The sequence below is a fragment of the Amycolatopsis sp. NPDC057786 genome, from assembly GCF_042797905.1.
Taxonomy (GTDB): domain Bacteria; phylum Actinomycetota; class Actinomycetes; order Mycobacteriales; family Pseudonocardiaceae; genus Amycolatopsis.
The window spans coordinates 75115-102066 of the sequence record NZ_JBHVKW010000003.1 but is presented as its reverse complement, the minus strand read 5'-3'; the positions used below and the strand labels follow the sequence as shown (position 1 = coordinate 102066).

At 67.9% G+C, this 26952-nt stretch carries 27 protein-coding genes; 10 read left to right on the top strand and 17 right to left on the bottom strand.

The genetic code is table 11. The features are described 5' to 3' along the window. Positions 1 to 11: 11 nt before the first annotated feature. Positions 12 to 773: a MerR family transcriptional regulator gene (locus ACFVM3_RS03450; RefSeq protein ID WP_378435151.1), complete on the bottom strand. Its 762-nt coding sequence runs from the start codon at positions 771 to 773 to the stop codon at positions 12 to 14. 71 nt (positions 774 to 844) lie between these two features. On the opposite strand from ACFVM3_RS03450, the gene ACFVM3_RS03445 reads away from it, so the two are divergent. After that, positions 845 to 1876, top strand: coding sequence for a glycerophosphodiester phosphodiesterase family protein (locus tag ACFVM3_RS03445; RefSeq protein ID WP_378435149.1), 1032 nt, complete (start codon positions 845 to 847; stop codon positions 1874 to 1876). Positions 1877 to 2005: 129 nt separating this feature from the next. After that, positions 2006 to 2512: a DoxX family membrane protein gene (locus tag ACFVM3_RS03440; protein WP_378435147.1), complete on the top strand. Its 507-nt coding sequence runs from the start codon at positions 2006 to 2008 to the stop codon at positions 2510 to 2512. A 57-nt stretch (positions 2513 to 2569) separates the two neighbouring features. Here the strand turns inward: ACFVM3_RS03440 and ACFVM3_RS03435 are convergent, their stop codons facing one another. From ACFVM3_RS03435 to ACFVM3_RS03420, 4 genes are all read right to left on the bottom strand, one after another. Continuing rightward, a complete protein-coding gene (locus ACFVM3_RS03435; protein WP_378435145.1) occupies positions 2570 to 2941 on the bottom strand; it encodes a YciI family protein in 372 nt (123 codons plus the stop codon). Between the two features lie 98 nt (positions 2942 to 3039). Next, positions 3040 to 3843, bottom strand: a complete 804-nt coding sequence (locus tag ACFVM3_RS03430; RefSeq protein WP_034314193.1) for an ABC transporter permease — start codon at positions 3841 to 3843, stop codon at positions 3040 to 3042. Further along, positions 3840 to 4793 carry an ATP-binding cassette domain-containing protein gene (locus ACFVM3_RS03425; RefSeq protein WP_378435143.1) on the bottom strand — a complete coding sequence of 318 codons (954 nt, stop codon included), beginning with the start codon at positions 4791 to 4793 and terminating at the stop codon, positions 3840 to 3842. Before ACFVM3_RS03425 ends, ACFVM3_RS03430 begins: the two co-directional genes overlap by 4 nt. A 70-nt stretch (positions 4794 to 4863) precedes the next feature. Beyond that, the gene (locus ACFVM3_RS03420; protein WP_378435141.1) at positions 4864 to 6153 is read right to left on the bottom strand and encodes an acetyl-CoA C-acetyltransferase; all 1290 of its coding nucleotides are present in this window, start codon (positions 6151 to 6153) and stop codon (positions 4864 to 4866) included. A gap of 92 nt (positions 6154 to 6245) precedes the next feature. On the opposite strand from ACFVM3_RS03420, the gene ACFVM3_RS03415 reads away from it, so the two are divergent. Together ACFVM3_RS03415 and ACFVM3_RS03410 are read left to right on the top strand one after the other, a co-directional pair. Continuing rightward, the gene (locus ACFVM3_RS03415; protein WP_378435139.1) at positions 6246 to 7580 is read left to right on the top strand and encodes a 3-oxoacyl-ACP reductase; all 1335 of its coding nucleotides are present in this window, start codon (positions 6246 to 6248) and stop codon (positions 7578 to 7580) included. A gap of 2 nt (positions 7581 to 7582) precedes the next feature. Further along, complete coding sequence (locus tag ACFVM3_RS03410; protein WP_378435138.1) at positions 7583 to 8428, top strand: MaoC family dehydratase; 846 nt, start codon at positions 7583 to 7585, stop codon at positions 8426 to 8428. Here ACFVM3_RS03410 and ACFVM3_RS03405 read toward each other — a convergent pair. Next, positions 8411 to 9076, bottom strand: coding sequence for a TetR/AcrR family transcriptional regulator (locus ACFVM3_RS03405; RefSeq protein ID WP_378435136.1), 666 nt, complete (start codon positions 9074 to 9076; stop codon positions 8411 to 8413). The genes ACFVM3_RS03410 and ACFVM3_RS03405 overlap by 18 nt on opposite strands. 127 nt (positions 9077 to 9203) lie before the next feature. Here ACFVM3_RS03405 and ACFVM3_RS03400 point away from each other — a divergent pair, with 127 nt between their 5' ends. Both ACFVM3_RS03400 and ACFVM3_RS03395 read left to right on the top strand, forming a co-directional pair. After that, a complete protein-coding gene (locus ACFVM3_RS03400; protein ID WP_378435135.1) occupies positions 9204 to 9839 on the top strand; it encodes an SCP2 sterol-binding domain-containing protein in 636 nt (211 codons plus the stop codon). A gap of 29 nt (positions 9840 to 9868) precedes the next feature. After that, positions 9869 to 10513 carry an SCP2 sterol-binding domain-containing protein gene (locus ACFVM3_RS03395; protein ID WP_378435133.1) on the top strand — a complete coding sequence of 215 codons (645 nt, stop codon included), beginning with the start codon at positions 9869 to 9871 and terminating at the stop codon, positions 10511 to 10513. A gap of 551 nt (positions 10514 to 11064) precedes the next feature. On the opposite strand, the gene ACFVM3_RS03390 is transcribed toward ACFVM3_RS03395, so the two are convergent. The 7 genes from ACFVM3_RS03390 to pdhA form a co-directional block, all read right to left on the bottom strand. After that, positions 11065 to 11547 carry an FxsA family protein gene (locus tag ACFVM3_RS03390; protein WP_340687195.1) on the bottom strand — a complete coding sequence of 161 codons (483 nt, stop codon included), beginning with the start codon at positions 11545 to 11547 and terminating at the stop codon, positions 11065 to 11067. A 44-nt stretch (positions 11548 to 11591) separates the two neighbouring features. Next, the gene (locus tag ACFVM3_RS03385) at positions 11592 to 12092 is read right to left on the bottom strand and encodes a DNA topology modulation protein FlaR (RefSeq protein ID WP_378435131.1); all 501 of its coding nucleotides are present in this window, start codon (positions 12090 to 12092) and stop codon (positions 11592 to 11594) included. A 2-nt stretch (positions 12093 to 12094) separates the two neighbouring features. Then, entirely contained in the window at positions 12095 to 14026 is a 1932-nt protein-coding gene (locus tag ACFVM3_RS03380) for an ABC transporter ATP-binding protein (protein ID WP_378435129.1), read from the bottom strand. Positions 14027 to 14058: 32 nt separating this feature from the next. Next, positions 14059 to 14616, bottom strand: a complete 558-nt coding sequence (locus tag ACFVM3_RS03375) for a TetR/AcrR family transcriptional regulator (protein ID WP_378435360.1) — start codon at positions 14614 to 14616, stop codon at positions 14059 to 14061. A gap of 135 nt (positions 14617 to 14751) precedes the next feature. Next, the gene (locus ACFVM3_RS03370; RefSeq protein ID WP_378435127.1) at positions 14752 to 16071 is read right to left on the bottom strand and encodes a dihydrolipoamide acetyltransferase family protein; all 1320 of its coding nucleotides are present in this window, start codon (positions 16069 to 16071) and stop codon (positions 14752 to 14754) included. A gap of 16 nt (positions 16072 to 16087) precedes the next feature. Beyond that, a complete protein-coding gene (locus tag ACFVM3_RS03365) occupies positions 16088 to 17080 on the bottom strand; it encodes an alpha-ketoacid dehydrogenase subunit beta (protein ID WP_378435125.1) in 993 nt (330 codons plus the stop codon). A 1-nt stretch (position 17081) separates the two neighbouring features. Then, the gene (gene pdhA, locus ACFVM3_RS03360; RefSeq protein ID WP_378435123.1) at positions 17082 to 18287 is read right to left on the bottom strand and encodes a pyruvate dehydrogenase (acetyl-transferring) E1 component subunit alpha; all 1206 of its coding nucleotides are present in this window, start codon (positions 18285 to 18287) and stop codon (positions 17082 to 17084) included. Between the two features lie 373 nt (positions 18288 to 18660). Here pdhA and ACFVM3_RS03355 point away from each other — a divergent pair, with 373 nt between their 5' ends. Then, on the top strand, positions 18661 to 20073 hold the full coding sequence (locus ACFVM3_RS03355) for a M20/M25/M40 family metallo-hydrolase (protein ID WP_378435121.1): 1413 nt from the start codon (positions 18661 to 18663) through the stop codon (positions 20071 to 20073). 80 nt (positions 20074 to 20153) lie between these two features. Here the strand turns inward: ACFVM3_RS03355 and ACFVM3_RS03350 are convergent, their stop codons facing one another. From ACFVM3_RS03350 to ACFVM3_RS03340, 3 genes are read right to left on the bottom strand one after another with little or no spacing between them, the layout of a single operon-like run. Then, a complete protein-coding gene (locus tag ACFVM3_RS03350; protein WP_340686119.1) occupies positions 20154 to 20996 on the bottom strand; it encodes a transglutaminase family protein in 843 nt (280 codons plus the stop codon). Beyond that, a complete protein-coding gene (locus ACFVM3_RS03345; protein WP_378435119.1) occupies positions 20993 to 21940 on the bottom strand; it encodes an alpha-E domain-containing protein in 948 nt (315 codons plus the stop codon). The genes ACFVM3_RS03350 and ACFVM3_RS03345 overlap by 4 nt, the downstream gene beginning before the upstream one ends. Positions 21941 to 21950: 10 nt before the next feature. Continuing rightward, positions 21951 to 23612: a circularly permuted type 2 ATP-grasp protein gene (locus ACFVM3_RS03340; protein ID WP_378435117.1), complete on the bottom strand. Its 1662-nt coding sequence runs from the start codon at positions 23610 to 23612 to the stop codon at positions 21951 to 21953. Positions 23613 to 23760: 148 nt separating this feature from the next. On the opposite strand from ACFVM3_RS03340, the gene ACFVM3_RS03335 reads away from it, so the two are divergent. From ACFVM3_RS03335 to ACFVM3_RS03325, 3 genes are all read left to right on the top strand, one after another. Then, positions 23761 to 24582 (top strand): transporter substrate-binding domain-containing protein, encoded by an 822-nt coding sequence (locus ACFVM3_RS03335; protein WP_378435115.1) that lies wholly within the window; start codon positions 23761 to 23763, stop codon positions 24580 to 24582. Positions 24583 to 24652: 70 nt separating this feature from the next. Continuing rightward, positions 24653 to 25459, top strand: a complete 807-nt coding sequence (locus ACFVM3_RS03330; protein WP_378435113.1) for an amino acid ABC transporter permease — start codon at positions 24653 to 24655, stop codon at positions 25457 to 25459. Continuing rightward, positions 25456 to 26211, top strand: coding sequence for an amino acid ABC transporter ATP-binding protein (locus tag ACFVM3_RS03325; RefSeq protein ID WP_378435111.1), 756 nt, complete (start codon positions 25456 to 25458; stop codon positions 26209 to 26211). The genes ACFVM3_RS03330 and ACFVM3_RS03325 overlap by 4 nt, the downstream gene beginning before the upstream one ends. Here the strand turns inward: ACFVM3_RS03325 and ACFVM3_RS03320 are convergent. Then, complete coding sequence (locus ACFVM3_RS03320) at positions 26208 to 26951, bottom strand: ESX secretion-associated protein EspG (RefSeq protein ID WP_378435109.1); 744 nt, start codon at positions 26949 to 26951, stop codon at positions 26208 to 26210. The genes ACFVM3_RS03325 and ACFVM3_RS03320 overlap by 4 nt on opposite strands. Between the last annotated feature and the right edge of the window lies 1 nt (position 26952).

Sequence of the window (26952 nt, the reverse complement as noted above, 5' to 3'; positions counted from 1 at the left end):
GTCCCTCGTTCCTAGTCGCGCAGGTTGCGCTCGGCGTAGACCGCCATTGCGTCACGGATGTACTCCGCGGTGCCCGCGCCGTGCTTCTCGTCGTACTGCCCGTAGCGCGGGTCGTCGACGTACAACTGCCCGAGTCCGGCGAAGTAGCCCTTCGACACGGCCCGCACGGCCGGCCGGAGCCACTCGTACAGCCGCTGCGTGATCGCCTGGGCCTCGTCGCCGTCGGCGGGCAGACCCTTGGCGCGGGCCTCACCGAAAGCGGCGGCGATGTCCTTCTGCTCCTGCTGGTGCGCCTTCTTGTCCTCGGCGCTCAGCGACTTCCACCACTGGTCGCCCTGCTTGTAGGCGTCGGCGCCCCAGCGTTCGGTGACCTCCTTCTCGTACTTCGTGTGGTCGAAGCCGTCGAACACTTCCGTTGCCATCAGCTGTTCACCTCTTTCTGTCTTCTTCAAGGTCGTCCTGACCGATTCGATCTGCCGTCCGAGCCGCTGTCGCTCCTGCTCCAGCCACTTCAGGTGCGTGCGCAGCGCCGCTGTCGTGTCCTGCTCCCCTTCGAGGACTTCGGCGATCGCGGGCAGGCTCAGCCCGAGTTCGCGAAGCAGCAGGATCCGTTGCAGCCGCACCAGCGCGTCCTGGTCGTAGTAGCGGTATCCGTTGCTCCCCACCCGGCTCGGTTCGAGCAGCCCGATGTCGCCGTAGTGGCGCAACGTGCGGCTCGTGGTCCCGGCCGAGCGGGCGATGTCCTGGATCGACCACTCCTTCTCGTTCGGCATGTCCACGAAGGTAGAGGTTGACGTTGCGTCAAAGTCAATCGAAGTTCACCCGACCGTGGCATGGTTCACGAATGAAGACATTCGCGCTGGTCATCGCCGCTGCGCTGACCTTGACGACGGCCGGGGTCGCCGACGCGCATCCGCGTCGCGCCTTCGACATCCAGGCCCACCGCGGCGGGCTCGGCCTCACGGTCGAGAGCACGCTCGCGTCGTTCGGCAAGGCGATGGAGCTGGGGGTGACCACGCTCGAACTCGACCTCCAGATCACCAAGGACGGTCGCGAGGTGATCACCCACGACCGCAAGACGACACCCGCGAAATGCCGCGACACCGCGCCGGCGACGCCCGGTGACCCGGCGTACCCGTACGTCGGCAAGTACGTGAAGGACCTGACGTTCGCGCAGGTCCGCACGCTGGACTGCGGTTCGATCCGGCAGCCCGCGCATCCCGGCCAGACGCTCTCCCCCGGGGCCAAGATGCCGACGCTCGCCGAGCTGTTCCAGCTGGCAAGGGACCACCGCGCCTGGGGCATCAAGTTCAACATCGAGACCAAGGTCGAGGCCGCCGCGCCGCACGAGACGGCGCCGCGTGAGCAGTTCGTCCAGCGGGCGGTGCGCGAGATCGTGCGCGGCGGGTTCGCGCACAACGTCTCGATCCAGAGCTTCGACTGGGGCGCGCTGATGCGCTTCCGCGAGGTCGCGCCCTGGCTCCCGACGGTCGCGCTGACCCAGCCCGAGTTCCTGCAGGTCGGGCAGCCGGGCAAGTCGCCGTGGCTCGGCGGGATCGACATCGACGACTTCGGCGGCAGCCCTGTCCGCGCGGTGAAGTCGTTCGGCGCGAAGGCGCTATCGCCGGTGCACGGCAACCCGCAGGGCGGCAAGGTCGGCGACCCCGACTACCGGCCGTTCACCACGAAGGCCCTGGTCACCGAGGCGCACCGGGCCGGGATCAAGGTCGTGCCCTGGACGATCAACGACCCGGCCACCATGCACAAGCTCATCGACGACGGCGTCGACGGCATCATCACCGACTACCCGGACCGGCTGCGGGAGGTCGCGGCGGCCCGCGGGTTCAAGCTGCCCAAGGCGTATCGAGCCCGCTAGGGGAATCTAGCTCTATCTAGTATCAGAGAAATATTCCGGCATACACCGTTAGCGCGGTTCGGCGACGTGGCGGGCGGGAAGACTGGGGTTAGGTTTGTTTCCCGGGTCCGGATCAGAAAGGTTACGACCGTGATTCTCCGTCGCGTCGCACGTCCGCTTCTCGCCGCGATCTTCATCTCCGGTGGGATCGGCGCGCTGAGGGACACCCAGGGGCACGCCAAAGCCGCGGAGCCGTTCCTCACCCAGTCCTTCGACAAGCTGGAGGGCGTGGTGCCGGAGTCGGTGCCGCGCGACCCCGCCACCCTCGTCCGGATCGACGCCGCGGTGAAGGTCGGGGCCGGGGTCGCGCTCGCCGCGGGCAAGGCGCCGCGCCTGGCCTCGCTGCTGCTGCTCGGCAGCCTCGTGCCGACGACGCTGGCCGCGCACCGGTTCTGGGAGATCAACGAACCGGCCGAGCGCCAGCAGCAGCAGATCCAGTTCATCAAGAACGCCGGTCTCGCCGGTGGACTGCTGCTCGCCGCCGCCGACACCGCCGGCAAGCCGTCGCTCGGCTGGCGCGCGAAGCGGGCCGCCGTCAAGACGGAGAAGCGCGCCGAGAAGCTGGCGAAGAAGGCCGAGAAGCGTCTCACCAGCTGAAGTCCCGCATTTAGTCCTCTGGATGCGCCTCGCATCCAGAGGACTAAACGCGCGGGGTCACGAGGTGAGGGCGGCGATGTCCTCTTCCTCGACGACCGTCCGCACCTCGACCTCGATCTCGTCGAACAACGCGGCGTAGGACTCGGCGAACGAGACGGCCTCGGCCAGGTCCTTGGCGTTGATCAGCGCGAACCCGCCGATGACCTCCTTGGCCTCGGTGAACGGGCCGTCGGTCGCGGTGATCTTGCCGCCGCGCGCCTTGCGGACCTTCGCGCCCTTCTCCGAAGGGTGCACGCCCTCCGCCGTGATCAGGATGCCCTTCTCGAACGAGTCCTCGATGAAGGCGCCCATCTTCTCGATGAACTCCTTGCTCGGGTTCCAGGCTTCCGGGGCGCTCTCGTCGAGCCGGTGCATCATCAGAAACCGCATCGCTGCTCCTCAGTGTCTTGGCGGGGCTGTTTCTACCCCGCCTTCACCGACGCGTCGAGCGGCTCGACGGCGGTTCGACATTTCGTTCAGAAGTTTTTCTAGCGGCTCGCGACCTTCTTGTACTGGGCCGTCGCGAGCGGCGCGAAGATCGCGATGATGGCGACGCAGCACAGGATCGCGTACAGCGAAGCGTGCTCGGCGGGCCAGCCCGTCGGCGCCGCACCGAAGCGGTTCCCGAACAGGTCACGAGCCGAGTTGATCACCGCGGTGAACGGGTTCCAGTCGGCGATGGCCTTCAGCACGCCCGGCAGCTTGTCCGCCGGGACGAACGCCGTCGAGATGAAGCTCAGCGGGAACATCCACATCAGCCCGGCGCTCTGCGCGACCTCGACGCTGCGCGCGACGAGCCCGATCCACGCGCCGACCCAGGACAGCGCCCACGCGAACATCAGCATCACCAGGTAGCCGAGCACCGCGTCGAGGAAGCTGCCGCGGATCCGCCAGCCGACGAGCAGGCCGCAGAGCGACATGACGATGAGGGCGACCACGCTGATCACCAGATCCGACGTCGTCCGGCCGAAGATCACCGCGAGCCGGGAGATCGGCAGCGAACGGAACCGGTCGATGATGCCCTTCTGCAGGTCGTTCGCGAACCCGATCACGGTGAAGGCCGAGTTGAACGCGACCGTCTGCGCGAAGATGCCCGCGATCAGGAACTCGCGATACGCGAGCCCGCCCGCTTCCCCGCCGATCGCGTCGCCGAAGACGTACGCGAACAGCAGCACGAACATGATCGGCTGCAGGGTGGCCGCCATCAGCCAGTCCGGGTTGCGCTGGACGTTCTTCAGGTTCCGCCAGGTGATCACGCCACCGTCGGAAAAGGCCTTCGCGACCGCGCTCACTTTTTCTCCCCCTCGTCCGTGGCGTGTCCTGTCAGCGAAAGGAAGACGTCGTCGAGCGTCGGCCGGTGCAGCGCGACGTCCTGAATGGCGACGCCGTGGCCGTCCAGCCGCCGCAGTGCCTCGATCAACGCCTTCGGCCCGCCCTCGACCAGGACGTCGACCTTGCGGGTGTGCTCGTCGACCGACGGTGTCCCCGAGCCGACCTCGGTCAGCACCTGGGTGGTCATGGCGAGGTCGCTCGCGTTCGCCACGACGAGTTCCAGCCGCTCGCCGCCGATCTCCTGCTTGAGCTCGTCGGCGGTGCCGCGCGCGATGACCTTCCCCTTGTCGATCACCACGATCGAGTCGGCGAGCTGATCGGCCTCCTCCAGATACTGCGTGGTCAGCAGCACCGTCGTGCCGTCGGCGACGAGCTCCTTGATGACCTCCCAGGTGTCGATCCGGCCGCGCGGATCGAGCCCGGTGGTCGGCTCGTCGAGGATCACCACGGTCGGTTCGGCGACCAGCGCGCCCGCGAGGTCGAGCCGTCGCCGCATACCGCCGGAGTACGTCTTGGCGGGACGATCCGCCGCGTCCTCCAGCCGGAACCGGGCGAGCAGCTCGCGCGCGCGGGATTTCGCCGCGGCCTTCTTGCTCCCGTACAGCCTGCCGACCATGTACAGGTTCTCGAACCCGGTGAGGTTCTCGTCCACGGCGGCGTACTGCCCGGAAAGCCCGATCGACCGCCGGACGGCGTCGGGATGGGCCAGCACGTCGTGCCCGGCCACCTCCGCCTCGCCCGAATCCGGGCGGAGCAGCGTGGTCAGGATGCGGACCGTCGTCGTCTTGCCGGCACCGTTGGGCCCCAGGAGGCCCAGCACCTTGCCCTTCGGGATCGACAGATCGACCCCGTCGAGCGCTCGGGTGGATCCGTAGGTCTTGACCAGCGCTTTCGCCTGAACTGCGAACATGCGGTCAAACTAGACCCCGGCACCGACAAAGGCACCGGGGTTTTTCCCGGATCCGCTCCAGGCGAACGGGCTATTTCTCCAGGATCGCGGTGACGCCCTGGCCGCCCGCGGCGCAGATCGAGATGAGTCCGCGGCCGGATCCCTTCTCGTTCAACAGCTTCGCGAGCGTGGCGACGATACGGCCACCGGTCGCCGCGAACGGGTGCCCGGCCGCCAGCGAAGAACCGTTGACGTTCAGCTTCGCCCGATCGATGGAGCCGAGCGGCTCGTCGAGGCCCAGCTTCTCCTTGGCGAACGCCGGGTCCTCCCACGCCTTGAGGGTGGCGAGCACCTGCGACGCGAAGGCCTCGTGGATCTCGTAGAAGTCGAAGTCCTGCAAGGTGAGCCCGGCGCGCGTGAGCATCTGCGGGACGGCGTACGCGGGCGCCATCAGCAGGCCCTCGTCGCCGTGGACGTAGTCGACGGCCGCGGTCTGCGAGAACGTCAGGTACGCCAGCACCGGCAGCTTCCGCGCCTTCGCCCACTGCTCGGTCGCGAGCAGGACCGTCGACGCGCCGTCGGACAGCGGCGTCGAGTTGCCCGCGGTCATCGTGCCCTCGGGACCACCGAAAGCGGGCTTCAGTTTCGCGAGCTTCTCGACGCTGGAGTCCGGCCGCAGGTTCTGGTCGCGCGCCAGCTTCAGGTACGGCGTCACCAGGTCGTCGAAGAAGCCCTTGTCGTACGCGGCGCCGAGGCGCTGGTGGCTGGTCGCGGCGAGCTCGTCCTGCGCCTCGCGGGTGATCTCCCAGACCTTCGCGGTCAGCGCCGCGTGCTCGCCCATGGACAGGCCGGTGCGCGGCTCGGAGTTACGCGGGATCTCGGGGACGATGTGGCCGGGGCGCAGCTTCGCGGCGAGCTTCAACCGCTCGGGCAGCGTCTTCGCGGCGTTGAGCTGCACGAGGATCTGGCGCAGATCGTCGTTGACCGCCAGCGGCGCGTCGGACGTGGTGTCGACGCCGCCCGCGATGGCCGAGTCGATCTGGCCGAGGGCGATCTTGTTGGCGACGTTGATGATCGCCTGGAGGCCGGTGCCGCAGGCCATCTGCACGTCGGAGGCCGGGGTGGCGGGGTTCAGCCTGCTGCCGAGGACGCTTTCGCGGGCGAGGTTGAAGTCGCGGGCGTGCTTGAGCACGGCGCCGGCGGCGACCTCGCCGATCACCTCGTCCTGCAGGGAGAAGCGGCTGACCAGGCCGTCGAGGGCGGCCGTGAACATGTCCTGGTTCGACGCTTTCGCGTACGGGCCGTTCGAGCGGGCGAAGGGGATCCGGTTACCGCCGATGATCGCGACCTTGCGCACGGGTGCCGTCCTTTTCGTGGCCATTTTTTCCACTCCTCCGTAGGCTCTCTCACACTGTAACCTACTAGCGAGTAGGTTAGAATGCGACGTGACGCAAACTGCACGGGAGGCACGTAATGGCTGACAGGTACCAGCAGTTCACGAAGAGCCCGGTAGGGAAATTCGTGGTGCCGAAGCTCGGCCTGCCGAATCCCGCCACGCTCCGCCGGTACAAGCCCGGTCAGCCCCCTCTCGAGGGTCCCGCACTTCTGGGCGCCGCGCCGGGCGGTCGTCTCGAAAAGGTGATCGAGGCGCAGCTGCACCGCGCGGGCATCGAGGTCCTCTCGACGGCGGCCGACAAGCACGCCGCGCTCGTCTTCGACGCGACAGGCGTGAAGGACCCGAAGCAGCTTCGCGAGGTCTACAACTTCTTCCACCCGGTGATCCGGAGCGTCGGGCCGTCGGGCCGCGTCGTGGTCCTCGGAACGCCGCCGGAGCTGGTCGAAGGGCACGAGCGGATCGCGCAGCGCGCGCTCGAAGGCTTTGTGCGCTCCGTCGGTAAGGAACTGAAGCGCGGCGCGACCGCCCAGCTCGTATACGTCGCCGAAGGAGCCGAAGAGGCCACTGAGTCCACGCTCCGGTTCCTGCTGTCGGCGAAGTCCGCCTTCGTCGACGCCCAGGTCATCCGCGTCGGCACCGAGGCCAAGACCGCCTCCGCCCCGGCCGACTGGACGAAACCCCTCGAAGGCAAGGTCGCCCTGGTCACCGGCGCTTCCCGCGGTATCGGCGCCGCCATCGCCGAGGTGCTGGGCCGCGACGGCGCCCACGTCGTCGCGCTCGACATCCCCGCGCAGGGCGCGGACCTGTCCAAGGTGGCCAACAAGGTCGGCGGCTCGTCGCTGCAGCTGGACATCACCGCCGCCGACGCGCCGGAGAAGCTCGCCGAGTACCTGACCACGCGCCACGGCGGCGTCGACATCGTCGTGCACAACGCGGGTATCACGCGGGACAAGACGCTCGGCAACATGACCGAAGGCGGCTGGGACTCGGTCATCGCGGTCAACCTCGCGTCGCAGCTCGCGGTGAACGAGAAGCTCATCGCCGACAAGGTGTTGCACGACAACGGCCGCATCATCGGTGTCTCCTCGATCGCCGGCATCGCGGGCAACGTCGGCCAGACCAACTACGCCACCAGCAAGGCGGGCGTCATCGGGATGGTGAACGACGGTGCGCCGAAGCTCGCGGAGTATGGCGGCACGATCAACGCCGTCGCGCCCGGTTTCATCGAGACCAAGATGACCGCCGCCGTCCCGCTGTTCATCCGCGAGGCCGGGCGGCGGCTGTCCAGCCTCGGCCAGGGCGGGCTCCCGGTCGACGTCGCCGAGACGATCGCCTGGTACGCCAACCCGGCTTCGGCGGCGGTCAACGGCAACGTGGTCCGCGTCTGCGGCCAGGCACTGCTGGGGGCGTGAGCATGGCCGTCAAGGAACTCCACGAGTCGCCGAGCCTGTCTTCGCTGTACCCCAAGGCGTTGCTCGGCTCGCTGCGCAAGAGCGGTGGGAACACGCTGCCGGGCACCGAGTTCGTCCGCGAGGGCGTCGTCGTCGACCCGGCGCACCTCGCCGCGTACAACCAGGTGTGCGGATTCCGGCTCGACGACGTGCTCCCGGCGACGTATCCGCATATCCTCGCGTTCCCGTTGCAGATGGCGCTGATGACCGAGGCCGACTTCCCGTTCCCGTTGCTGGGCATGGTGCACGTCGCGAACCGGATCACCCAGCACCGGCAGCTACGGCTCGACGAATCGTTCACCCTCCGCGTGCGCGCCGAGGATCTGCGCCCGCACGAGAAGGGCAGGCAGTTCGACGTCGTCAGCGAGCTGCTGGTCAGCGACAGTCCTGTGTGGACGGACGTCAGCACGTACCTGCGCCGTGGTGGCGGCAGCGGCGAGAAGACCTCGCGCGGTCAGCTCTCCCAGCCGTCGGCCAACGCGATCTGGCACGTGCCCGGCGACATCGGTCGTCGCTACGCCGAGGTCTCCGGCGACCGCAACCCGATCCACCTGCACCCGATCACCGCGAAGGCGTTCGGCTTCCCGGCCGCGATCGCGCACGGCATGTGGACGAAGGCGCACGCGCTCGCGGCGTTCGAGGGCAGGCTCCCGGAGGCGTTCACCGTCGACGTCAGGTTCAAGCAACCGGTCCTGCTGCCCGCGAAGGCCGCTTTCACCACCTGGAGTGAGGGCGACGGCTGGGCGTTCGAGCTGTGGAACGCGCGCAAGCCGAAGCCGCACCTGGAGGGCTCAGTCGCCGCTCTCTGACGGCTTCCAGATCTCGCCCTCGACGAGGTCGTTGAACCCGAGCCACACCAGGTTCATCAGCCACGAGGCGAGCACGCCGTCGGAGACGTCGGGGTGGTCGAGTGCCCAGTCGGCCAGCGACTCGGCCGCCCCGACCAGTGCGGCGGACAGCCCGGCGCCGGAGAACTCGGCCTGTTCGCCGAGGCCCTTGCGGGTGCCCGCGGAGACGACCAGCGCGGCGACCAGCTCGATCGCGCGGGTGCGCATGTCGGTGATCTCCGCGGCGAAGGCGCCGCCGACGGTCATGGCCTGGCGGTGCAGCACCGTCCAGGACTCGCGGTAGTCGGCGACGAACCGGTAGAACGCGCGGAGCCCGTGCCAAAGCTGCATGTCGGGCGGCAGATCGGGTTTGATCCCGTCCTGCACCGCCTCCAGCAGGCGGGTGGCTTCGCGGCGGATGCACGCGCCGAAGAGGTCTTCCTTCGAGCCGAGATAGGTGTAGATCATCGGCTTGGACACGCCGGCGACCTCGGAGATCTCGTCCATCGACGCGGAGTGATAGCCGTAGCGCGAGAACACCGAGACCGCCGCGTCCAGGATCTGGCGTTCCCGCACCGCTCTCGGCAGCCGTTTGGCGCGTTCGGCGGGACGCGGTACTTCCTCGGACACTCAGGACCTCCCATTAGTTCGCGTAAGACGCTACCGGGCCACCACCGGCGAGGGTGATTTCGGCACGCTTGCCCGCCTACCTACTCGCGGGTAGCCTTACGCTCGGGTAGGCGGAACTGGAGGGAAGATGACCGAGATCGTGGGGCTGACCGGCCGCGCGCTGGTCGACGCGTTGGAGCGGATCGAGCCGGATTCCGCCGAGGCGCACTCTCTCGACGTCAACGAGGTCGCGGGCGCCATCGACCCGAAGGACCTCGGCAAGGACGACGTCCGGCGGCTGCTGAGCGCCCTGGGGCGGCTCGCCGAGTCCGCGCCCGCGTTCGACCTCCGCAAGGTGGACCCGGCCCGCTTCGCGAACCTCGTCGCGCGCGCCTCGCGAACCCAACTCGAGAGCGTCGTCGCCGAACGGCCGCTGCGGGAGCGCGTGCTGCGCGAGATCTTCGACCGCATGGGCGCCCACATCCGGCAGGACCGCGCGAAGACCCTGCACGCCGTGGTGCACTGGCGGCTGTCCGGCGGCACCGGCGACGGCGGGTACGACCGCTACGAGACGGTGATCTCGCACGGCGAATGCACGGTGAGCCGGGACATGAGGGAGAAACCGAGGGTGACGATCACGATAGCGCCCGTCGATTTCTTCCGGCTCATCACCCATCAGGCGACGCCCGCTGTGCTATTCGTCACCGGAAAGATCAAAGTAAAAGGTGACCTGGCATTCGCGGCCGGTCTGATCGGTTTCTTCGACCTGCCGAAGCCTTCCTGAACCCGGCCGAGCAGATACACTTCCGTGCCGTGCCCCGAAATTCTCCGAACCGGCGCTGGCGGGACAAGGTACGCCTTTCCCGTCCGTCGAGGCCGCACAAAACGCGCACCGGTGGCGAGCATGTCGTCAACGCCTTCGCGGAGAAACTCGAGCTCGCCAAACTGACCCCCGAGCAGTTCACCCAGGTGCTGGAAACCCTGCACATGCTGGGTGAAACCGGCGCGGGCATCGAGTTGAGCTCACTGGAGACCGAGGTGCTCGTCGACGTCGTGCAACGAGCGTCGCGGGAGCAGCTCAAGGCCATCTCCGATCATCCGGAACTGCGTTCGGCTTTCCTCGACGAGATTTTCCGCAGAATGTCGGATCATTTCGTTCCGGAACGCGCGCGGCATGTCGACTTCGTCGTCGCGTGGCGTTTCACCGACGGTGACGGAGAAGACGGTTTCGATCGTTTTCAAACGGTCATCGAAGACGGCGTCTGCGTTTCCAGCACCGATCTCGCGCGTACTCCGGACACCACCATCACGCTGTCCGTCGACGACTTCATCCGGATGGCCACCGGCAACGCGGCGGTGGCGGCGATGTTCGTGACGGGCAAGGTGAAGGTCAAGGGCGAGTACGCGCCGGCCGTGCGGTTCAGCGGGTATTTCGACATCCCGAAGCCCGCCTCGTGAGTGGTAAGGACGGTTATCGAGGAGTAAGGCAAAGGTAGCGCGTTCAGGTGAGGTGACCCTGGGGTGACGCGGCACGTAACTCGCGTGATCAGACACGAGTCTCGCGTGCTTGAAGACGTAACTCGCGTGCGTGAGGACGTGAGTTACGCCTTCGCTCCGCCCGCCACCGCGGGTCGTCGAAGGTTCGCTGAGTCGTGCGGCGATAGCGGACGTTGGGACTCCGCAGATTCTTCTCCGTCGCTTCGATCAGTCCCTGCCGGAGCAGGACGCTCAGCCATCTTGTCATCGTTGCAGTCCGGTCGACGCCACCAGATCGGCACGCGTCGCCTCGCCGTCGCCCAGCGCGTCAAGGATTTCTTCGCGTCGATCGGCGCGGCGCCTGGGAGGCGACGGGGCGTCGGTGGAAGCGGGTGCCACATCCTCGGCAAGGGTGTAGTGCGCGTACCGGCGACCGCCGGTCGGGACCGACAAGCCTCGTGCGACAAGGTTCGTCGTAGAGCATGTCGCCGTCCTAGCTTCGCCACTAGCTGTGTAGTGGCGAAGCTGAGGGCTCAGCCCTCGACGATGCGGCCCTCGATCACCGGCGGCTGCTTCTTGGCGGCCTCCGCGGGCGGTGTGTCCACGACGACCTCGCTGTCCACGACCATCACCGGCCCGCGTGTGCGGTTGGCGAACTTGACCGCCCGGCGCGCCATCCGCTTCTGCCAGACCTTGCGCGCGACGCTCCGCGTCGGCGGCAGGATGAACAGCAGGCCGATGACGTCGCTGACGAACCCGGGCAGCAGGATCAGCAGGCCGCCGAGCCCGATGAGCATCCCGTCGGTGAGTTCCTTCTCCGCGTCGGCCGGTCGCCCGAGCCGCGCGGACTCGGCGAACGCCCGGAAGGCGCGGCCGCCTTCACGGCGTGCGAGCCAGGACCCGACGAACGCGCCGGCGAAGAGCAGCGCGATCGTGCCGAGGACGCCAACGGCCGAGCCCACCGCCCACACGGCGGCGATCTCGGCGACGACATAGAGCAGGAACGCGACAGCCATACTGGGACAACGTACGGCTTGCCCGTTTTGCTCCCAACCCCCGGTCAACCGATCCGGCTAAGGAAATCCTCCGCCTCGCGTGGACTGCTCAGCACGATCCGTCGCGCGTGCGCCCCCTGCTCCGCGATCCGCCGCACGGTCCGGTCGCGATGGTGCTTCGGCCAGCGCCAGACGTAGGTATAGAACTCCAGATCCAGCCTTTCGGGGCAGCCGGGAGCCTGCTTGTCCTGCCCGTATTCGCGCAGGCACCGCACGAGCACTCGCCGTAGGCAGACGCGGCGCGGGTAGTCGAGAAAGATAATCGTGTCGGCTCGCGGGAGCCGGAGGTGCATCGACCCTCCGTAGTTGCCGTCGATCACCCAGGCATCGGATTCGATGATCTCCTGCTGCGCGGCGTGGAACTCGGCGTCCGGCGCCGGCGTCCATCCCGGCCGCCAGTAGAGCCGGTCGAGATGGGTGACCGGCAGGCCGAGCGCGGCGCCGAGCCGTCGCGAGAACGTCGACTTCCCGGCGCCGCTGCACCCGACGACCATGATCCGCCGCATGGTCACGCTTCGTCGAGATACGCGGCGGCCTGCAAGGTGAACAGGTCGGCATAGCCCGCCTTCGCGGCCATCAGCTCGTCGTGTGTCCCGTATTCGGCGACCTTTCCGTGTTCCAGCAACAGAATCCGCTCCGCCTGCCGGACGGTGGAGAACCGGTGCGAGATGTACAGCGTCGTGCGCCCCTCCGAAAGCTCCCGAAGCCTCGAGAAGAGGTCGTGCTCGGCCTGCGCGTCGAGGGCGGAGGTGGGCTCGTCGAGGATCAGGATCGGCGCTTCCCGCAGGAACGCCCTGGACAGCGCGATCTTCTGCCATTCACCACCGGACAGGCTGACGCCCTGGTCGAACCAGCGGCCGAGCGGGGTGTCGTAGCCGCTGGGCAGGCGCTCGATCCGCTCGTCGGCTCCGGCCCGTTTCGCCGACGTCTCGATCCGTTCCCGGTCGACGAGATGGGTCAGGTCGCCGAGCCCGATGTTCTCGGCCGCGGTGCCCTGATACGTCACGTAGTCCTGGAACATCGCGCTGATCCGCCGCCGCAGTTCCACCGGGTCGTACTCGCGGATGTCGACGTCGTCGAGCAGGATCCGCCCGCCCGTCGGGTCGTACAGCCGGCACAGCAGTTTGAACAGTGTCGACTTCCCGGCGCCGTTGCGGCCGACGACGGCGACCGTCTCGCCCGGCCGGATTTCGAAGCTCACGCCGTCGAGAGCGGGGTCGGCCGCCCCGGGATAGGTGAACGACACTTCCTCGAACCGAATGTGACCCTCCACAGTGGACGGAAGAGGGCGGGGCTCCGGTGGCGCGACGATCTCCGGTTTCGTCCCGAGAAATCGGTACAGCGTGTCGAGGTAGAGATTGTTCTCGTACATCCCGGAAAACGCGGTGAACAACCCTTGGACGGATGTCTGCACCGACGCCGCGGCGGCCGTGTACAGCGCGAGATCGCCGAGGGTGAGCCTGCCGCCGACGGCCTCCAGCGCGATGTACAGCGCGATCGCGGATCCGGCGGCGGTGCTGAGCAAGCCCCATGACGTCGAGCTGACACTCCGCTTGCGGGTCAGTGTGCGCTGCCGGTCGTAGAAGACCTGGCCGAGGCGCTGGAACCGGTCGACGAAGTACGGACCGAGCCCGAAGAGCTTGGTCTCCTTGGCGTACGTGTCCGTGGTGACCAAAGAGGACAGATAATCCATCCGCCGTTTCAGCGGGGACATCATCAGGGTCAGCCAGAACGCGCGGGCGCCGTACTTCGACTGGGAGATGAACGCGGGGATCGGCGCCACGAGCGCGACGAGCGCCAGCAGCGGACTGATCGAGACGAGCAGCGCGATCATGCTGCTGAAGGTGATCAGCGTCCGGATCAAGCCCAGCGCCGAGTTCATCATCGACAGCGGCCGCGTCGGCGCTTCCTGCGCGGCTTGGCGCAGCATGTCGTAGGACGCGGAACCCTCGAAGTACGAGAGGTGCAGCTTGCTCGCGTGGTCCATCACCTGGTGGCGGATGGTCAGCGTCATCCGTTCCTGCAGCAGGGATTGGCCGTAGGTGGTCAGCGCCTGCGAAATCGCGGTGAGCACGAGGATGCCGAACTGGAAGAGGGCGACACCGACGATCGCGTTCTTCGTCCCGTGTCCCTGGATCGCCGCGACCACCGAGTCGATCAGCAGCTTCGCCACGTACGCGGTCGCCGTCGGGAGGAGACCGGAAAGCAGCGTCACCAGGGTGATCACGATGGTCAGCGGTGGGCTTGCCTGCCAGGTCAGCTTCGCGACCTTCGGCAGGCCGCGGACCGTGCCCGCGATGTTGACCCACATGCGGTTGAGCCGGGACTTCAGGTCTTTCGGGAGGGCTTCGGGTTCGGGCTCCGGGATGTCGACCGGGCCGGTCAGGCCGCTGTCGGGCACCGTCGACGGCGGGCGGCGTCGCCTGCCACCGCGAGCCATGAACAGTTCAAGGCTCCCACCGGGCGGGCCGATCACGCGGCCGCCAAGGCGCCGTTGAGGAACACGTCGACGAGCTCCATCGTGGTGGGCTCGTCACCGGTCTCGCTGAACCGGATCCGGCCGCTGAACAGCAACGACAGGAAAAGCGCCGCGGACTGCGCCGGCGGCAGGCGGAGCCGGTCCTTCTCCGGTTCGAACAGCTCGGCCATGGCGTCGCGCATGGCGCTCATCGACTCCTTGCGCCGGTCCCTGCGATGCTCGGGTCGTTTTCCGGAGCCATGCATGATCGCCATCAGCGCGCCCATGCGCTGGAGGTGCGCGCTGAGCGCGTCGGCCGCCTCGATGAGCCTGTCGTCGAGGGATTGGTCGAGGTCGATGACCGCGATCGCGTCGAGCACCTGGTCGGGTTTCAGCGCTTCGGCGAAGCAGGTGGCGAACAGTTCGTCCTTGTCCTTGAACACGCGGAAGACCGTGCCCTCGCCGATACCCGCGGCGCGCGCGATCTGGCTCGACGTGACACCGGCGCCGTGCTCCACCAGCAGCGGCAGCACGGACTGGACGATCATCCGGCGCCGCTCTTCGGCGCTCATCCCCGGCGCTCTCCGCCGGGAGGTGGTTTCTGTCATGCGTCCAGTCTGCGGAGTGAGCGCTCACTCCGTCAAGCGGTTAAGGAAGGACGCTTTCCCCGCATCACCTGCGGGGAAAGCGTCCTTCAGCGCCGTGCGTCAGTAGGTGATCGCGACCGCGGGGTCGGCCAGCAGAGCGCCGACGTCGGCCAGGAACTCCGAACCCTGCTGCCCGTCGACCACGCGGTGGTCGAAGCTCAGCGAAAGCTGGAGCACCTTGCGCACCTTGATCTCGCCGTCGACCACCCACGGGGTGTCCTTGATCGCGCCGAGGCACAGGATCGCGGACTCGCCGGGGTTGATGATCGGCGTGCCGGTGTCGACGCCGAAGACGCCGACGTTGGTGATGGTGATCGTGCCGCCGAGCATGGCGGCCGGGGTGGTCTTGCCCTCACGGGCGACGTCGGTCAGCTCGGTGAGCGCGATCGCGAGTTCCTTGAGGGACATCGAATCCGCGTCGCGGACCTTGGGCACGACGAGCCCGCGCGGGGTGGCCGCGGCGATCCCGAGGTGCACGTAGTCCTTGTAGACGATCTCCTGCGCCGCCTCGTCCCACACCGCGTTGACGTCCGGAGTGCGCTTGGCCGCCAGGCAGACGGCCTTCGCCGCGAAGGTCAGCGGGGTGACCTTGACCCCGGCGAACTCGCGCGACTTCTTGAGCTTCTCCCGGAATTCCATCATCGGCGTGACGTCGATGGTGAGGAATTCCGTGACGTGCGGGGCGGTGTACGCGCTCTGCACCATCGCGGCGGCGGTGGCCTTGCGGACGCCCTTGATCGGCACCCGGCGTTCCCGCGTCGCGGGGTCGTAGCCACTGTCCACACTGGACACAGCAGCGGCCGGAGCGGCGGAACCGTTGGCGGCCGCCTGCACGTCGTCACGGGTGATGACGCCGCCGTCGGCGGAGCCGGTGAGCGCGTGCAGGTCGACGCCGAGGTCCTTGGCGAGTTTGCGCACCGGCGGCTTCGCCAGCGGCACGTACCCGCCCTTCGGCTTCGAAGGCGCGACAGCCACAGCAGGTGCCGCCGGAGCAGGGGCGGGAGTGGCGCCCTTACGCGCACGCCGCTGCGTGACGACGGCCTTGGAGCCGTAGCCGACCAGCGGCTTCATCTCCTCTTCCGCCGGTTCCTCCGCCACGGGCGCGGCGGTGGGCGCCGGGGCCGCCTTGCCGTCCGGGTCGACGTCGATGGTGAGGATCGGCGCGCCGACCTCCACCGTCTGGCCCGGTTCGACGAGCAGTTCGGTGATCACGCCCGCCCACGGGATGGGCAGTTCGACGGCGGCCTTCGCGGTCTCGACCTCGACGACGATCTGGTTCACCGTGACCTTGTCGCCCGGCTTGACCTGCCAGGCGATGATGTCGGCTTCGGTCAGCCCTTCGGCCGTGTCGGCGAGGGGGAATTGTTTGTACTCGGGCATTTCAGGAACTTCCCCCTTACCAGGCGAGTGAACGGTCGACGGTGTGCAGCACCCGGTCCAGGTCGGGGAGGTAGTGCTCCTCGAGTTTGGCCGGCGGGTACGGCGTGTCGAATCCGGTCACCCGCAGCACGGGGGCTTCCAGCGAGTAGAAGCATTCCTGCTGCACGCGCGCGGCGATCTCCGAGGTCAGCGACGATTCGGACGGCGCCTCGCTCAGCGCGATGAGCCGCCCGGTCTTGCGCACCGACTCGAACACCGGCTCCAGATCGAGCGGGGACAGCGTCCGAAGGTCGATGACCTCCAGGGACTTGCCCTCGTCTTCGGCGGCGGCCGCCGCGTCGAGCGCGACCTTCACCGACGGGCCGTACGCGACGACGGTGGCCGTGGTGCCTTCGCGGACGACGCGGGACTTGAACAGCTCGTCCGGCGTGCCCTCCGTGTCGACCTCGGACTTCATCGCGCCCGAGTGGTACAGCTTCTTCGGCTCGAAGAACAGGATCGGGTCGTCGGATTTGATCGCCTGCTGGATGCCCCAGTAGGCGTCGACGGCGTTCGAAACCGACACGACCTTCAGGCCGGGGATGTGCGCGAACAGCGATTCCGGCGACTCCGAGTGGTGCTCGACCGCGCCGATGCCGCCACCGAACGGCACCCGGATCACGATGGGCATCTTGATCTTGCCCTGCGTCCGGTAGTGCAGCTTCGCGACCTGGCTGGAGATCTGGTCGAAGCCAGGGAAGATGAAGCCCTCGAACTGGATCTCGCACACCGGGCGGAAACCGCGGACGGCGAGGCCGACCGCGGTGCCGATGATGCCCGATTCGGCCAGCGGCGTGTCCAGGACGCGCTGCTCGCCGAAATCCTTCTGCAGGCCGTCGGTGATGCGGAAGACGCCGCCGAGCTTGCCGACGTCTTCACCCATGACCAGGACCTTCGGGTCCTCTTCCATGGCGCGCCGGAGGCCGAGGTTGATCGCCTTGCCGATGGTGAGTTTCTGGAGGTCGCTCATTTCAGTGTCCCTCCGCCCCGACGAAACCGTCCAAGTAGGACAGGAACTCTTCACGCTGCGCGTCCAGCAGCGGAGTGGACTCCGCGTACACGTTGGAGAAGATCCGCTCGGGTGGCGGTTCGGGCATGTTGAAGCAGTAGTCGCGCAGCTCGGCCGCGAACGCGTCCGAATCGGCCTGCACCTGGTCGAAGAACGCCTGGTCGGCGCCGCCACCGCGGGCGAGGTACGCCCGGACGCGCTCGATCGGGTCCTTCAGCTTCCACTCCTCCAGCTCGTCGGAGAGCCGGTAGCGGGTCGGGTCGTCGGTGGTGGTGTGCGCGTCCATCCGGTAGGTGAACGCCTCGATCAGCACCGGGCCGTTGCCGTGGCGGCACTCTTCCAGCGCCCAGCGGGAGACCGCGAGGCAGGCGAGGACGTCGTTGCCGTCGACGCGGATGCCGGGGAAGCCGTAACCGCGGGCGCGCTGGTACAGCGGCAGCCGCGACTGGCGTTCGGTGGGCTCCGAGATCGCCCACTGGTTGTTCTGGCAGAAGAACACGAGCGGCGCGTCGTAGACCGCGGCCCAGACGAAGCCTTCGTGCACGTCGCCCTGCGAAGTCGCTCCGTCACCGAAGTAACAGATGGTCGCTTCGCCGTCGTCGTCGCCGACCTTGCCTTCGAACTTCTGGCCCATCGCGTAACCGGCGGCGTTGAGCACCTGGTTGCCGATCACGATGGTGTACGGGTGGAAGCCGTGGGCCTTGTAGTCCCAGCCGCTGTGGTCGGTGCAGCGGAAGATGCCGAGCACCTCTTTGAGGTCGACGCCGCGGGCGTACGCGACACCGTGCTCGCGGTAGCTGGGGAACGCCATGTCCGACTTCCGCAGCGCGCGGCCGGAGCCGATCTGCGCGGCCTCCTGCCCCAGCAGCGGGACCCAGATGCCGAGCTGGCCCTGGCGCTGCATCGCGTTGGCCTCGCGGTCCGCGCGGCGGACCAGGACCATGTCGCGGTAAAGACCCTTGAGGGCTTCGACGTCGATGTCGTCGACGTAGCGGTCGAATTGCGGCGAAGAGATCCGTTCGCCTTCGGGGGTGAGCAGCTGAGTCAGCTCAGCGCCACCTTCGCTCGTTGCTCGCAAACCGGCGATCACCTGTTCGGGGGAAGGCTGCGCCGCTACGGCGGCGGGCCCATCTCCAGGCTCCGGGTGCGTCCAGTGTTCGGACGGCATGCGCTGCTCTCCTTGATGTCGGCGCCTCTGGCGGCCACTTGTGGCGGCCACAGTGACTGCGCCGGCGGGGACCAGCGCGTCGGATCTGAAGCGCTGGGTCACCGTCGGCGTTGACGGTTCGTGCGGACATCCTGGCATGCCGGACGCCGTTTTGGTCAGTGGCGGATGCTGATTTGTTGCTGAGAAAGGGTGTCTGATCAGGGAAAATGCTAGGAAGCCCGAGTGTGGGGCCGCCGAAAGTAGGGAATTCACCCGCGGGCCGACCAGCGGACGACTCGTCCGGACGGGTGTCCTGCCCGGCTTGACCGATGACGATCCGTGCCCGCCACTGTGATCCATCCCACTCCCCGCCGCCCGTGGCAGGATGGCGGACGTGGAGCAGAAATCCGTACGCGAAACCGTGGTTTCGAACTGGACGAACGACGTCCTTCCCAGCCTGTCCGGCCTGGTGGCGATCCCCGCCTTGTCGCCGGCGTTCGACTCCGAGTGGGCGAAGACCGGCCATCTGGCCGCCGCCGTCGAGCACGTCCGTTCCTGGATCGCCGCACGGGAGATCCCCGGCGCGACGCTCGAGGTCGTGGAGCTCGAAGGTCGCAGCCCGTTGCTGGTCGTCGACATCCCCGCGACGTCCGAAGCGGCCGAAAAGGGCACCGTGCTCATGTACGGGCACCTCGACAAGCAGCCGCCGGTCGGTGGCTGGTCCGAGGGGCTCGACCCGTGGACGCCGGTGATCCGCGACGGGCGGCTGTACGGTCGCGGCGCGGTCGACGACGGCTACTCCGGCTACGCGGCGACGACGGCGATCGAGGCCGTGCGCGCCGCCGGGGGTGAGCACTCCCGCGCGGTCGTGCTGCTGGAGACCGGTGAGGAGTCCGGCAGCCCGGACCTGCCCGCCTACGTCGAGCACCTGAAGGAGAAGCTCGGCGAGGTCTCGCTGGTCGTCTGCCTCGACGCCGGCGGCACCGACTACAAGCGCCTGTGGCTGACCACCAGCCTGCGCGGCATGCTGCACGTCAACGTCACCGTGAAGGTGCTCGAGTCCGCGCAGCACTCGGGCATGGCCAGCGGCATCGTGGCGAGCTCGTTCCGCGTCCTGCGTGTCCTGCTCGACCGGATCGAGAACGCCGAGACCGGCGAGATCAAGCTCGCCGAACTGAGCGTCGACATCCCGGAGAACCGCGTCGAGGACGCTCGCGGTGTCGTCGAGATCGCCCCCGGCGCGGCGAAGACGCTCTTCCCGGTGGTCGGCCGGACGGTGTCCGACGACGATCTGGAACTGCTGCTCAACAACTCCTGGCGGCCGACGCTTTCGGTGATCGGCGCGGAGGGCTTCCCGCTCCCGGCCGAGGCGGGCAACGTGCTGCGCGACAGCACCACGCTCACGCTCAGCTTCCGCCTGCCGCCGACCGCCGATGCGCAGGCCGCGATGGAGGCGGTCCGCCGCGTGCTCACCACCGACGTGCCGTACGACGCTTCGGTGGAGCTCGGCGACTTCCAGGCCGAGAACGGCTGGAACGCGCCGGACACCGCGCCGTGGCTCGACGAGGCCCTGCACCACGTGAGCGGCGAGGTCTTCGGCGCGCCGCACAAGAGCTTCGGTATGGGCGGGTCGATCCCGTTCATGGGGCTGCTCGGCGAGAAGTACCCGGACGCGCAGTTCGTGGTCACCGGCGCCTGCGGGCCGGATTCGAACATCCACGTGCCGGACGAGTGGCTGAACATCGACTTCGCGCAGCGGGTCACCGAGGCGGTCGCGCACATCCTGGACGCGCACGCGCGGAGCTGATTCCCCTCGCTCACGCTGCAATGAAAGGTCCTTTCCTGGCAAATTTCGCCAGGAAAGGACCTTTCATTGCACGCGAGGGCTCAGGTCAGCCGCGTCAGCTGCACCGAGACGTCCAAAGTGGACTGACCGCCGCCGGTGAAGATGCCCTTGAGCGGCGGCACGTCGGCGTAGTCGCGGCCGTACGCGACCCAGACGTGCCGCGGTCCGACCGGGATGGCGTTCGTCGGGTCGTAGGCCCACCAGCCGCCGGTCCAGACGTCGACCCAGGCGTGGCTCTCGCCTTCGACCGTCTCGCCGAGTTTCGCCTCCGGTTTCGTGTGCAGGTACCCGGAGACGTACCGCGCCGGGACGCCGATCGCGCGCAGCATCACCAGCGTGACATGCGCGAAGTCCTGGCAGACCCCTTCGCGCGCACGCCACGCGTCGGTCGCCGTGCTGTGCACGCCGGTCGTCCCCGGCTGGTACTTGAGCTGCTGGTTGACCCATTCGCAGACCGCGAGCACGGCCTCCGCCGGGTCGAGCCCCTTGCGCAGTTCGCGCGCGACCTTCGACAGCTCCGGATCGCGCGGCGTGTACGGCGTCGGCGTCAGGTACTCGGTGCGGTGGTCGACGACGGTGTCGCTCCGAAGGTCCTTCCACGTCGCCGAGCGGACCGGCTCGCCTTCGTCGGCCGTCTCGACCACCGACGTCGCGAGCACGGTGAACTCGGTATGCGGCGCGTGCAGGTCGAACGAGGTCACGACGGTGCCCCAGTAGTCCGTGTACCGGTAGGCGCGGGTCGCCGGCGTCGTCTCGACCCGGTTCACGACCGTGGTCTGGCGCCGGTCGGACCGCGGGGTCAGCCGGGCCTCGTTGTACGACTGCGTGGCCGGCGTCGCGTACCGGTATCCGGTCCGATGGGCCACCCGAAGCTGCCAGGTCACAGCGAAACCTCCGCACCGCTCCAGGCCACCCAAGGCGACGAGTGGAAGTACTGCACCGAAACCGCGTCGCCGATGTCCTTGATCGAAGTCTGCAGGGCGCCGAGCCGTTTCGGCAGGTCCTCCAGCAGATCCGACGGCCGCAGGAACTCCAGCTCGCTGCGCGCGCGGCCGAGCTGCCGCAGCGCCTCGGACTTCTCGTTGGCCCGCGAGTTGACGCCGGGGTCCAGCCGCTCCAGGCATTCCTCGGCCTGCCGCAGCGCGTGGAACACCGAACGCGGGAAGAGCGTGTCCCGCAACAGGAACTGCACGACCCGGCCGGCGTCGAGCGCGCCGCGATAGGTCCGCAGGTAGGTGTCCTGCGCGCCCGCCGAGCGGAGCACCGTGATCCAGCCGGGTGACGACGCGCTGTCCTGGACCCGCGAGAGCAGCAGCCGCACCACCATGTCCGCGCGTTCCACCGACCGGCCGAGCACCATGAACAGCCAGCCGTCGTCGCGGCTCATCGTCGAATCCGCGAGCCCGGCGAACATCGCCGCCCGTTCCTCCACAAAGGACAGGAAGGCGTGCGGCCCGGCGCGGCGCGCGTACCGCTGCCGGTCCGGCACCGCGTTCCACGTCGCGTTCAGGCATTCCCACAGCTCGGTCGAAACGACCTCGCGGGCGCCGCGCGTGTTCTCGCGGGCGGAGTTGATCGAACCGACGATCGACGCGGGATTGTCCTTGGCGTAGGCGACCAGCTCGGTCAGCTTCCACACGTCGAGGGTCTCCATGCCCTCCGGCGAGATGCCGAGGACGGCGAGCAGCTGACGGCTCGCGTGGTCCGGGTCGACGCTCGCGTCTTCGAGCAGCTGGTGCACGGAGACGTTGAGGATCCGGGAGGTGTCATCGGCGCGTTCGACGTACCGGCCGATCCAGTACAGCGATTCCGCGTTGCGGGCGAGCACATCAACCTCCCTATGCCTGTTGCTGCTGCTGTTGCTGGGTGGTGGTCAGCTCGGGGCCCTGCTCGGCGACCAGGCCGTCCACTTGGGACAGTGCGCCGAGCGCGGGCCGTTCCAGTTCCCGCTCCGCCGTCGAAGACCGCGTCGCCAGCACCCAGGTGTCCTTGGAGCCGCCGCCCTGCGACGAGTTGACCACCAGGCTGCCCTCCGGGAGCGCGACCCTGGTCAGCCCGCCCGGCAGCACGAAGATCTCCTTGCCGTCGTTGACCGCGAACGGGCGGAGGTCGACGTGCCGCGGTGCCAGCCGGTCGTCTACTTTGGACGGAACGGTGGACAGCTGCACCACCGGCTGCGCGATCCAGCCGCGTTTGTTCGCCCGGACCTTCCGCTTCAGCGCGGTCAGCTCGGCCTGCGTCGCCTCCGGGCCGAACACGATGCCGTAGCCGCCCGAACCTTCGACCGGTTTGATCACCAGCTCGTCCATTTGCTGCATGACGTGGTCGAACTCGTCCGGCAGCCAGCACCGGAAGGTGTCCACGTTGGGCAGCAATGGCTTCTCGTTGAGGTAGTACTTCACCATCTCGGGCACGTAGGTGTAGACGAGCTTGTCGTCGCCGACGCCGTTGCCGACCGCGTTCGCGATCACCACGTTGCCCGCGCGCGCCGCGTTCAGGATCCCGGCCACGCCGAGCACGGAATCCGGCCGGTAGTGCACCGGATCGAGGAATTCGTCGTCGATCCGCCGGTAGATGACGTCGACCTGCCGCTCACCCTCGGTGGTGCGCAGGTAGACGACGTTGTCTCGGCAGAACATGTCGCGGCCTTCGACCAGCTCGACCCCCATCAGCCTGGCCAGCAGCGAATGCTCGAAGTACGCGGAGTTGTGCACGCCGGGAGTGAGCACGACGACCATCGGGTCGGCGACGTTCGCCGCGGCCGCCGCCCGCAGCGCACGCAGCAGATGCGAGGCGTAGTCGCCGACCGGCCGGACCCGGTGCTGCGCGAACAGGTCCGGGAACACGCGCGCCATCGTGCGGCGGTTCTCCATCACGTACGACACGCCGGACGGGTTGCGGAGGTTGTCCTCCAGCACCCGGAAGGTGCCCTCCTCGTCGCGCACGAGGTCCACGCCGGACACGTGGATGCGGACGCCGTTGGGCGGGTTGATCCCGAACGCCTCGCGCTGGAAATGCTCACACGAGGTGATCAGCCGTCGCGGGAGCACGCCGTCGCGCAGGATCTGCCGGTCGCCGTACACATCGGCGAGAAAGGCCTCGAGGGCGCGGACCCGTTGTGCCACACCGCGTTCGAGTTTGCTCCATTCGGCAGAGGTGATCACGCGCGGCACCAGGTCGAGCGGGAACGGGCGTTCCTGGCCGGACAGCGAGAACGTGATGCCCTGGTCGACCATGGCCCGGTCGATCGCCGCCGAACGGGACGAGAGGTCGGCCGACGTCAGCGCGGAGATCGATTCGTACAGCGCCCGGTACGGCTGGCGGACCGTCCCGTCGGCGGTGAACATCTCGTCGTACGCGCCGGCGTGCGGCCGGGACGGCGAGAGATAGCCGTCGAACTGTGCCCCGGGCCTCGCCGCGCGCCGCGCCGACGTCGTCGTCCGTGGGCGGCGGCCCGCAGGTGGGAGCCGCGGCGCCGGGTTGTTGTTCATGGTCGCCATACTCGCTCACCCTGCCATGTCGGCGCGATACCTCATGCAACGCCCGTGACGGCCGAAACGGCGCTGTAACGTCGCAGTGCTGTGATTGCCGCCGGATGAGTGGCAATATGCGTGCTCTCGACACATGGGAACTACAAGGAGTGACGACGTGGCCCGATTGAAAGCGCTCGCCCTGATCCCGGCGCTCGCCCTAGCCGCGGGTGCGCTGACCGCGTGTGGCGAAGAAGGTGGGCAGGGCACCGCCGCCGGTGGCGTCCAGCTCGTCGCTTCCGGCAAGCTCACCACCTGCACGCACCTGCCCTACCAGCCGTTCCAGGTCAAGCAGGGCGACAAGATCGTCGGCTTCGACGTCGACCTGGTCGACCTCGTGGCGAAGAAGCTCGGCGTCGAGCAGAGCATCGTCGACATCGCCTTCGAGAACATCGAGTCCGGCGAGGCGATGAACACCGGTCAGTGTGACCTCGCCGCCGCCGGTATGACGATCAACGACAAGCGCAAGGCGAAGTTCGCCTTCTCCGACCCGTACTTCGAGGCGTCGCAGGCGCTGCTGGTCAAGACCGGTTCGCCGATCAAGGACCTGAGCAACGTCGCCGGCAAGAAGATCGGCGTCCAGTCGGCCACCACCGGTGCCGACTACGCCAAGGAGAAGGCCGCCGGCGCCGAGATCGTCACCTTCGACGACCTCGCGCTGCTGGAGCAGGCGGTCAAGAGCGGCCAGGTCGACGCGGGGATCAACGACAACGGCGTGCTCTACGACTTCGTGAAGACGAACCCGGACACCACCGTCGTCACCGAGTTCAAGACCAACGAGTTCTACGGAATCGGCGTGAAGACGGGCAACACCGCCCTCCTCAACCAGGTCAACGAGGTCCTCAAGGCCTCGGTCACCGACGGCTCGTACGCGCAGATCTACCAGAAGTGGTTCGGCAAGGCGCCGACCTGGCAGCCGGGCAGCCCGGCCGCCGGTTGATAATCCGTCCTCTGTGGCCGGTGCCCAGCGCACCGGCCACAGGCTTGTCACCACCTGTTTGAGGAGAGAAATGGCACTGAGCCGCCGCCAGCGACGATCGGCGTTCCGGTGGGCGCAGTACGGTCTGCTGCTGGTGATCGTCGTGGTGTTCGCGCTGCTGGCCGACTGGGGACGGCTGGGCAAGGCGTTCTTCGACCTCGACGTCGCCGCGAAGCAGTTCCCGGACGTCATCACCGTCGCACTGAAGAACACCATCGTCTTCACCGCGCTGGGCTTCGCGCTCGGCCTCGGACTCGGTCTCCTGCTCGCGCTGATGAGGCTGTCTTCGGTCGCCCCGTACCGCTGGTTCGCGCGTGGGTACATCGAATTCTTCCGCGGCCTGCCCGCACTGTTGATCTTCCTGGCGGTCGGCGTCGGGGTGCCGATCGCCTTCCCGAACGTGTTCCTGCCGCGGAATATTTCGATCATGCTGGCGCTGGGCATCGTGTCGTCCGCCTACATGGCTGAGACCATCCGCGCCGGTATCCAGGCGGTGCCGCGCGGGCAGGTCGAGGCGGCGCGTTCGCTCGGCATGTCGCCGGCCCGCACGATGATCACCGTCGTGATCCCGCAGGCGTTCCGGATCATCCTGCCGCCGCTGGCCAACGAGCTGATCATGCTGACGAAGGACTCGTCGCTGGCGTTCCTGCTCGGCACCACCCCGGCGCAGCAGGAACTCGCGCAGTTCAGCCGTCAGGCGCTGCTGGAGGCCAAGGGCCTGACCCCGATCGTCGTCGCCGGTCTGTGCTACCTGGTCATCACCATCCCGCTGTCGATCCTGCAGCAGCGGCTAGAGAAGAAATACGGAGCCGGAGTGCCCGGCGGAGGAACGGTATGAGCACCCAGACGATCGTCGAGGTTTCGGGACTGCACAAGGCGTTCGGCGAACTCGAAGTGCTCAAGGGCATCGACCTGCACGTCGAGCGCGGCCAGGTCGTCTGCATCATCGGTCCGTCGGGCTCTGGCAAGTCGACGCTGCTGCGCTGCGTCAACCTCCTCGAGGAACCGCAGCAGGGCAAGATCGTGGTCAACGGCAGCGAGATCACCGATCCGGACGTCGACATCGACGGCGCCCGCACGAAAATCGGCATGGTCTTCCAGTCGTTCAATCTCTTCTCGCACCTGAGCGTGCTCGACAACCTCACCGTCGCGCAGCGCAAGGTGTTGAAGCGCGGCAAGGAGGAGGCGGAGCGCATCGCGCGGGAAAATCTCGCGAAGGTCGGGCTGGCGGAGAAGGAGTCTTCGCTGCCGACGCAGCTTTCCGGCGGGCAGCAGCAGCGCGTCGCGATCGCCAGGGCGCTGTCGATGGACCCCGACGTCATGCTGTTCGACGAGCCGACATCGGCGCTGGACCCCGAATTGGTCGGCGACGTCCTCGCGGTCATGCGGCAGCTCGCGCAGGAGGGCATGACGATGCTCGTCGTCACGCACGAAATGCAGTTCGCCCGCGAGGTGGCCGACATCGTGCTGTTCATGGACGGCGGCGTCGTCGTCGAGCAGGGTTCGCCGGACCAGGTGATCGGGGACCCGCAGGAGGAACGCACGAAGACGTTCCTCTCACGGGTCCTGAACCCGAACCACCAGGGCTAGCGCCCGCGAAGCTGCGACTCCAGCTGGACGACCTTCGCGACGATTTCGTGCGGCCCGGCGCCCATGAGGCTCACCCAGCCCTTGGCGTCCGGGCCGAACACGACGCGGCCCTGTTCGGTGTCCATCCAGCCCGGCGGTCTTTCGACGCGTTTCCGGTTGCCGCCACCGTCACGGATTGCGACGTACAGCCTGCCGAAGAAGGTGTGCGGCGACCGGATCCACTGGAGGATCTTCTTGGCGTCACGGATGCTGGGGCCGCTGCCGGTCAGCATTTCGCCCTTCATCAGGACCTGCAGATCGTCTTCCGAGCAGTTCAGGGACGGTGTGCGCGCGGCAGGGGCTTCGGGGAGCAGGCCGGTGAAATCCTGCGCCAAGGTGTCCGGCCGCGTCGGCGTCAGGTAGACGACCTTGTCGACCAAGACCACCGTGACCGCTTCCCGGCCACTTCCCGCGGCGCGAACGGTTCGCTCACGCCCTTCGGATTTCACCCACGAGTAGTACTCCACCGCGGGCCGCTGCAGAAAACGCAGTGTGTCGAGGAATTCGTCGTCGATCCGGCCACGGGTGAGCAGCCCTTGTCCGTCCAATTCGGACTGCGCGGCGGCCGCGAGCTCGCGACGTTCCTCGGGCAGATACCACTGCGCGCCGCGGACGAGCGTCGGGTGGATGTCGCCCAGATTGTGGTGGTCCAGCAGGGTTTCGTAGGTCTGGAGGGTCAGCTCGACGGGTTTCCGCAGCACG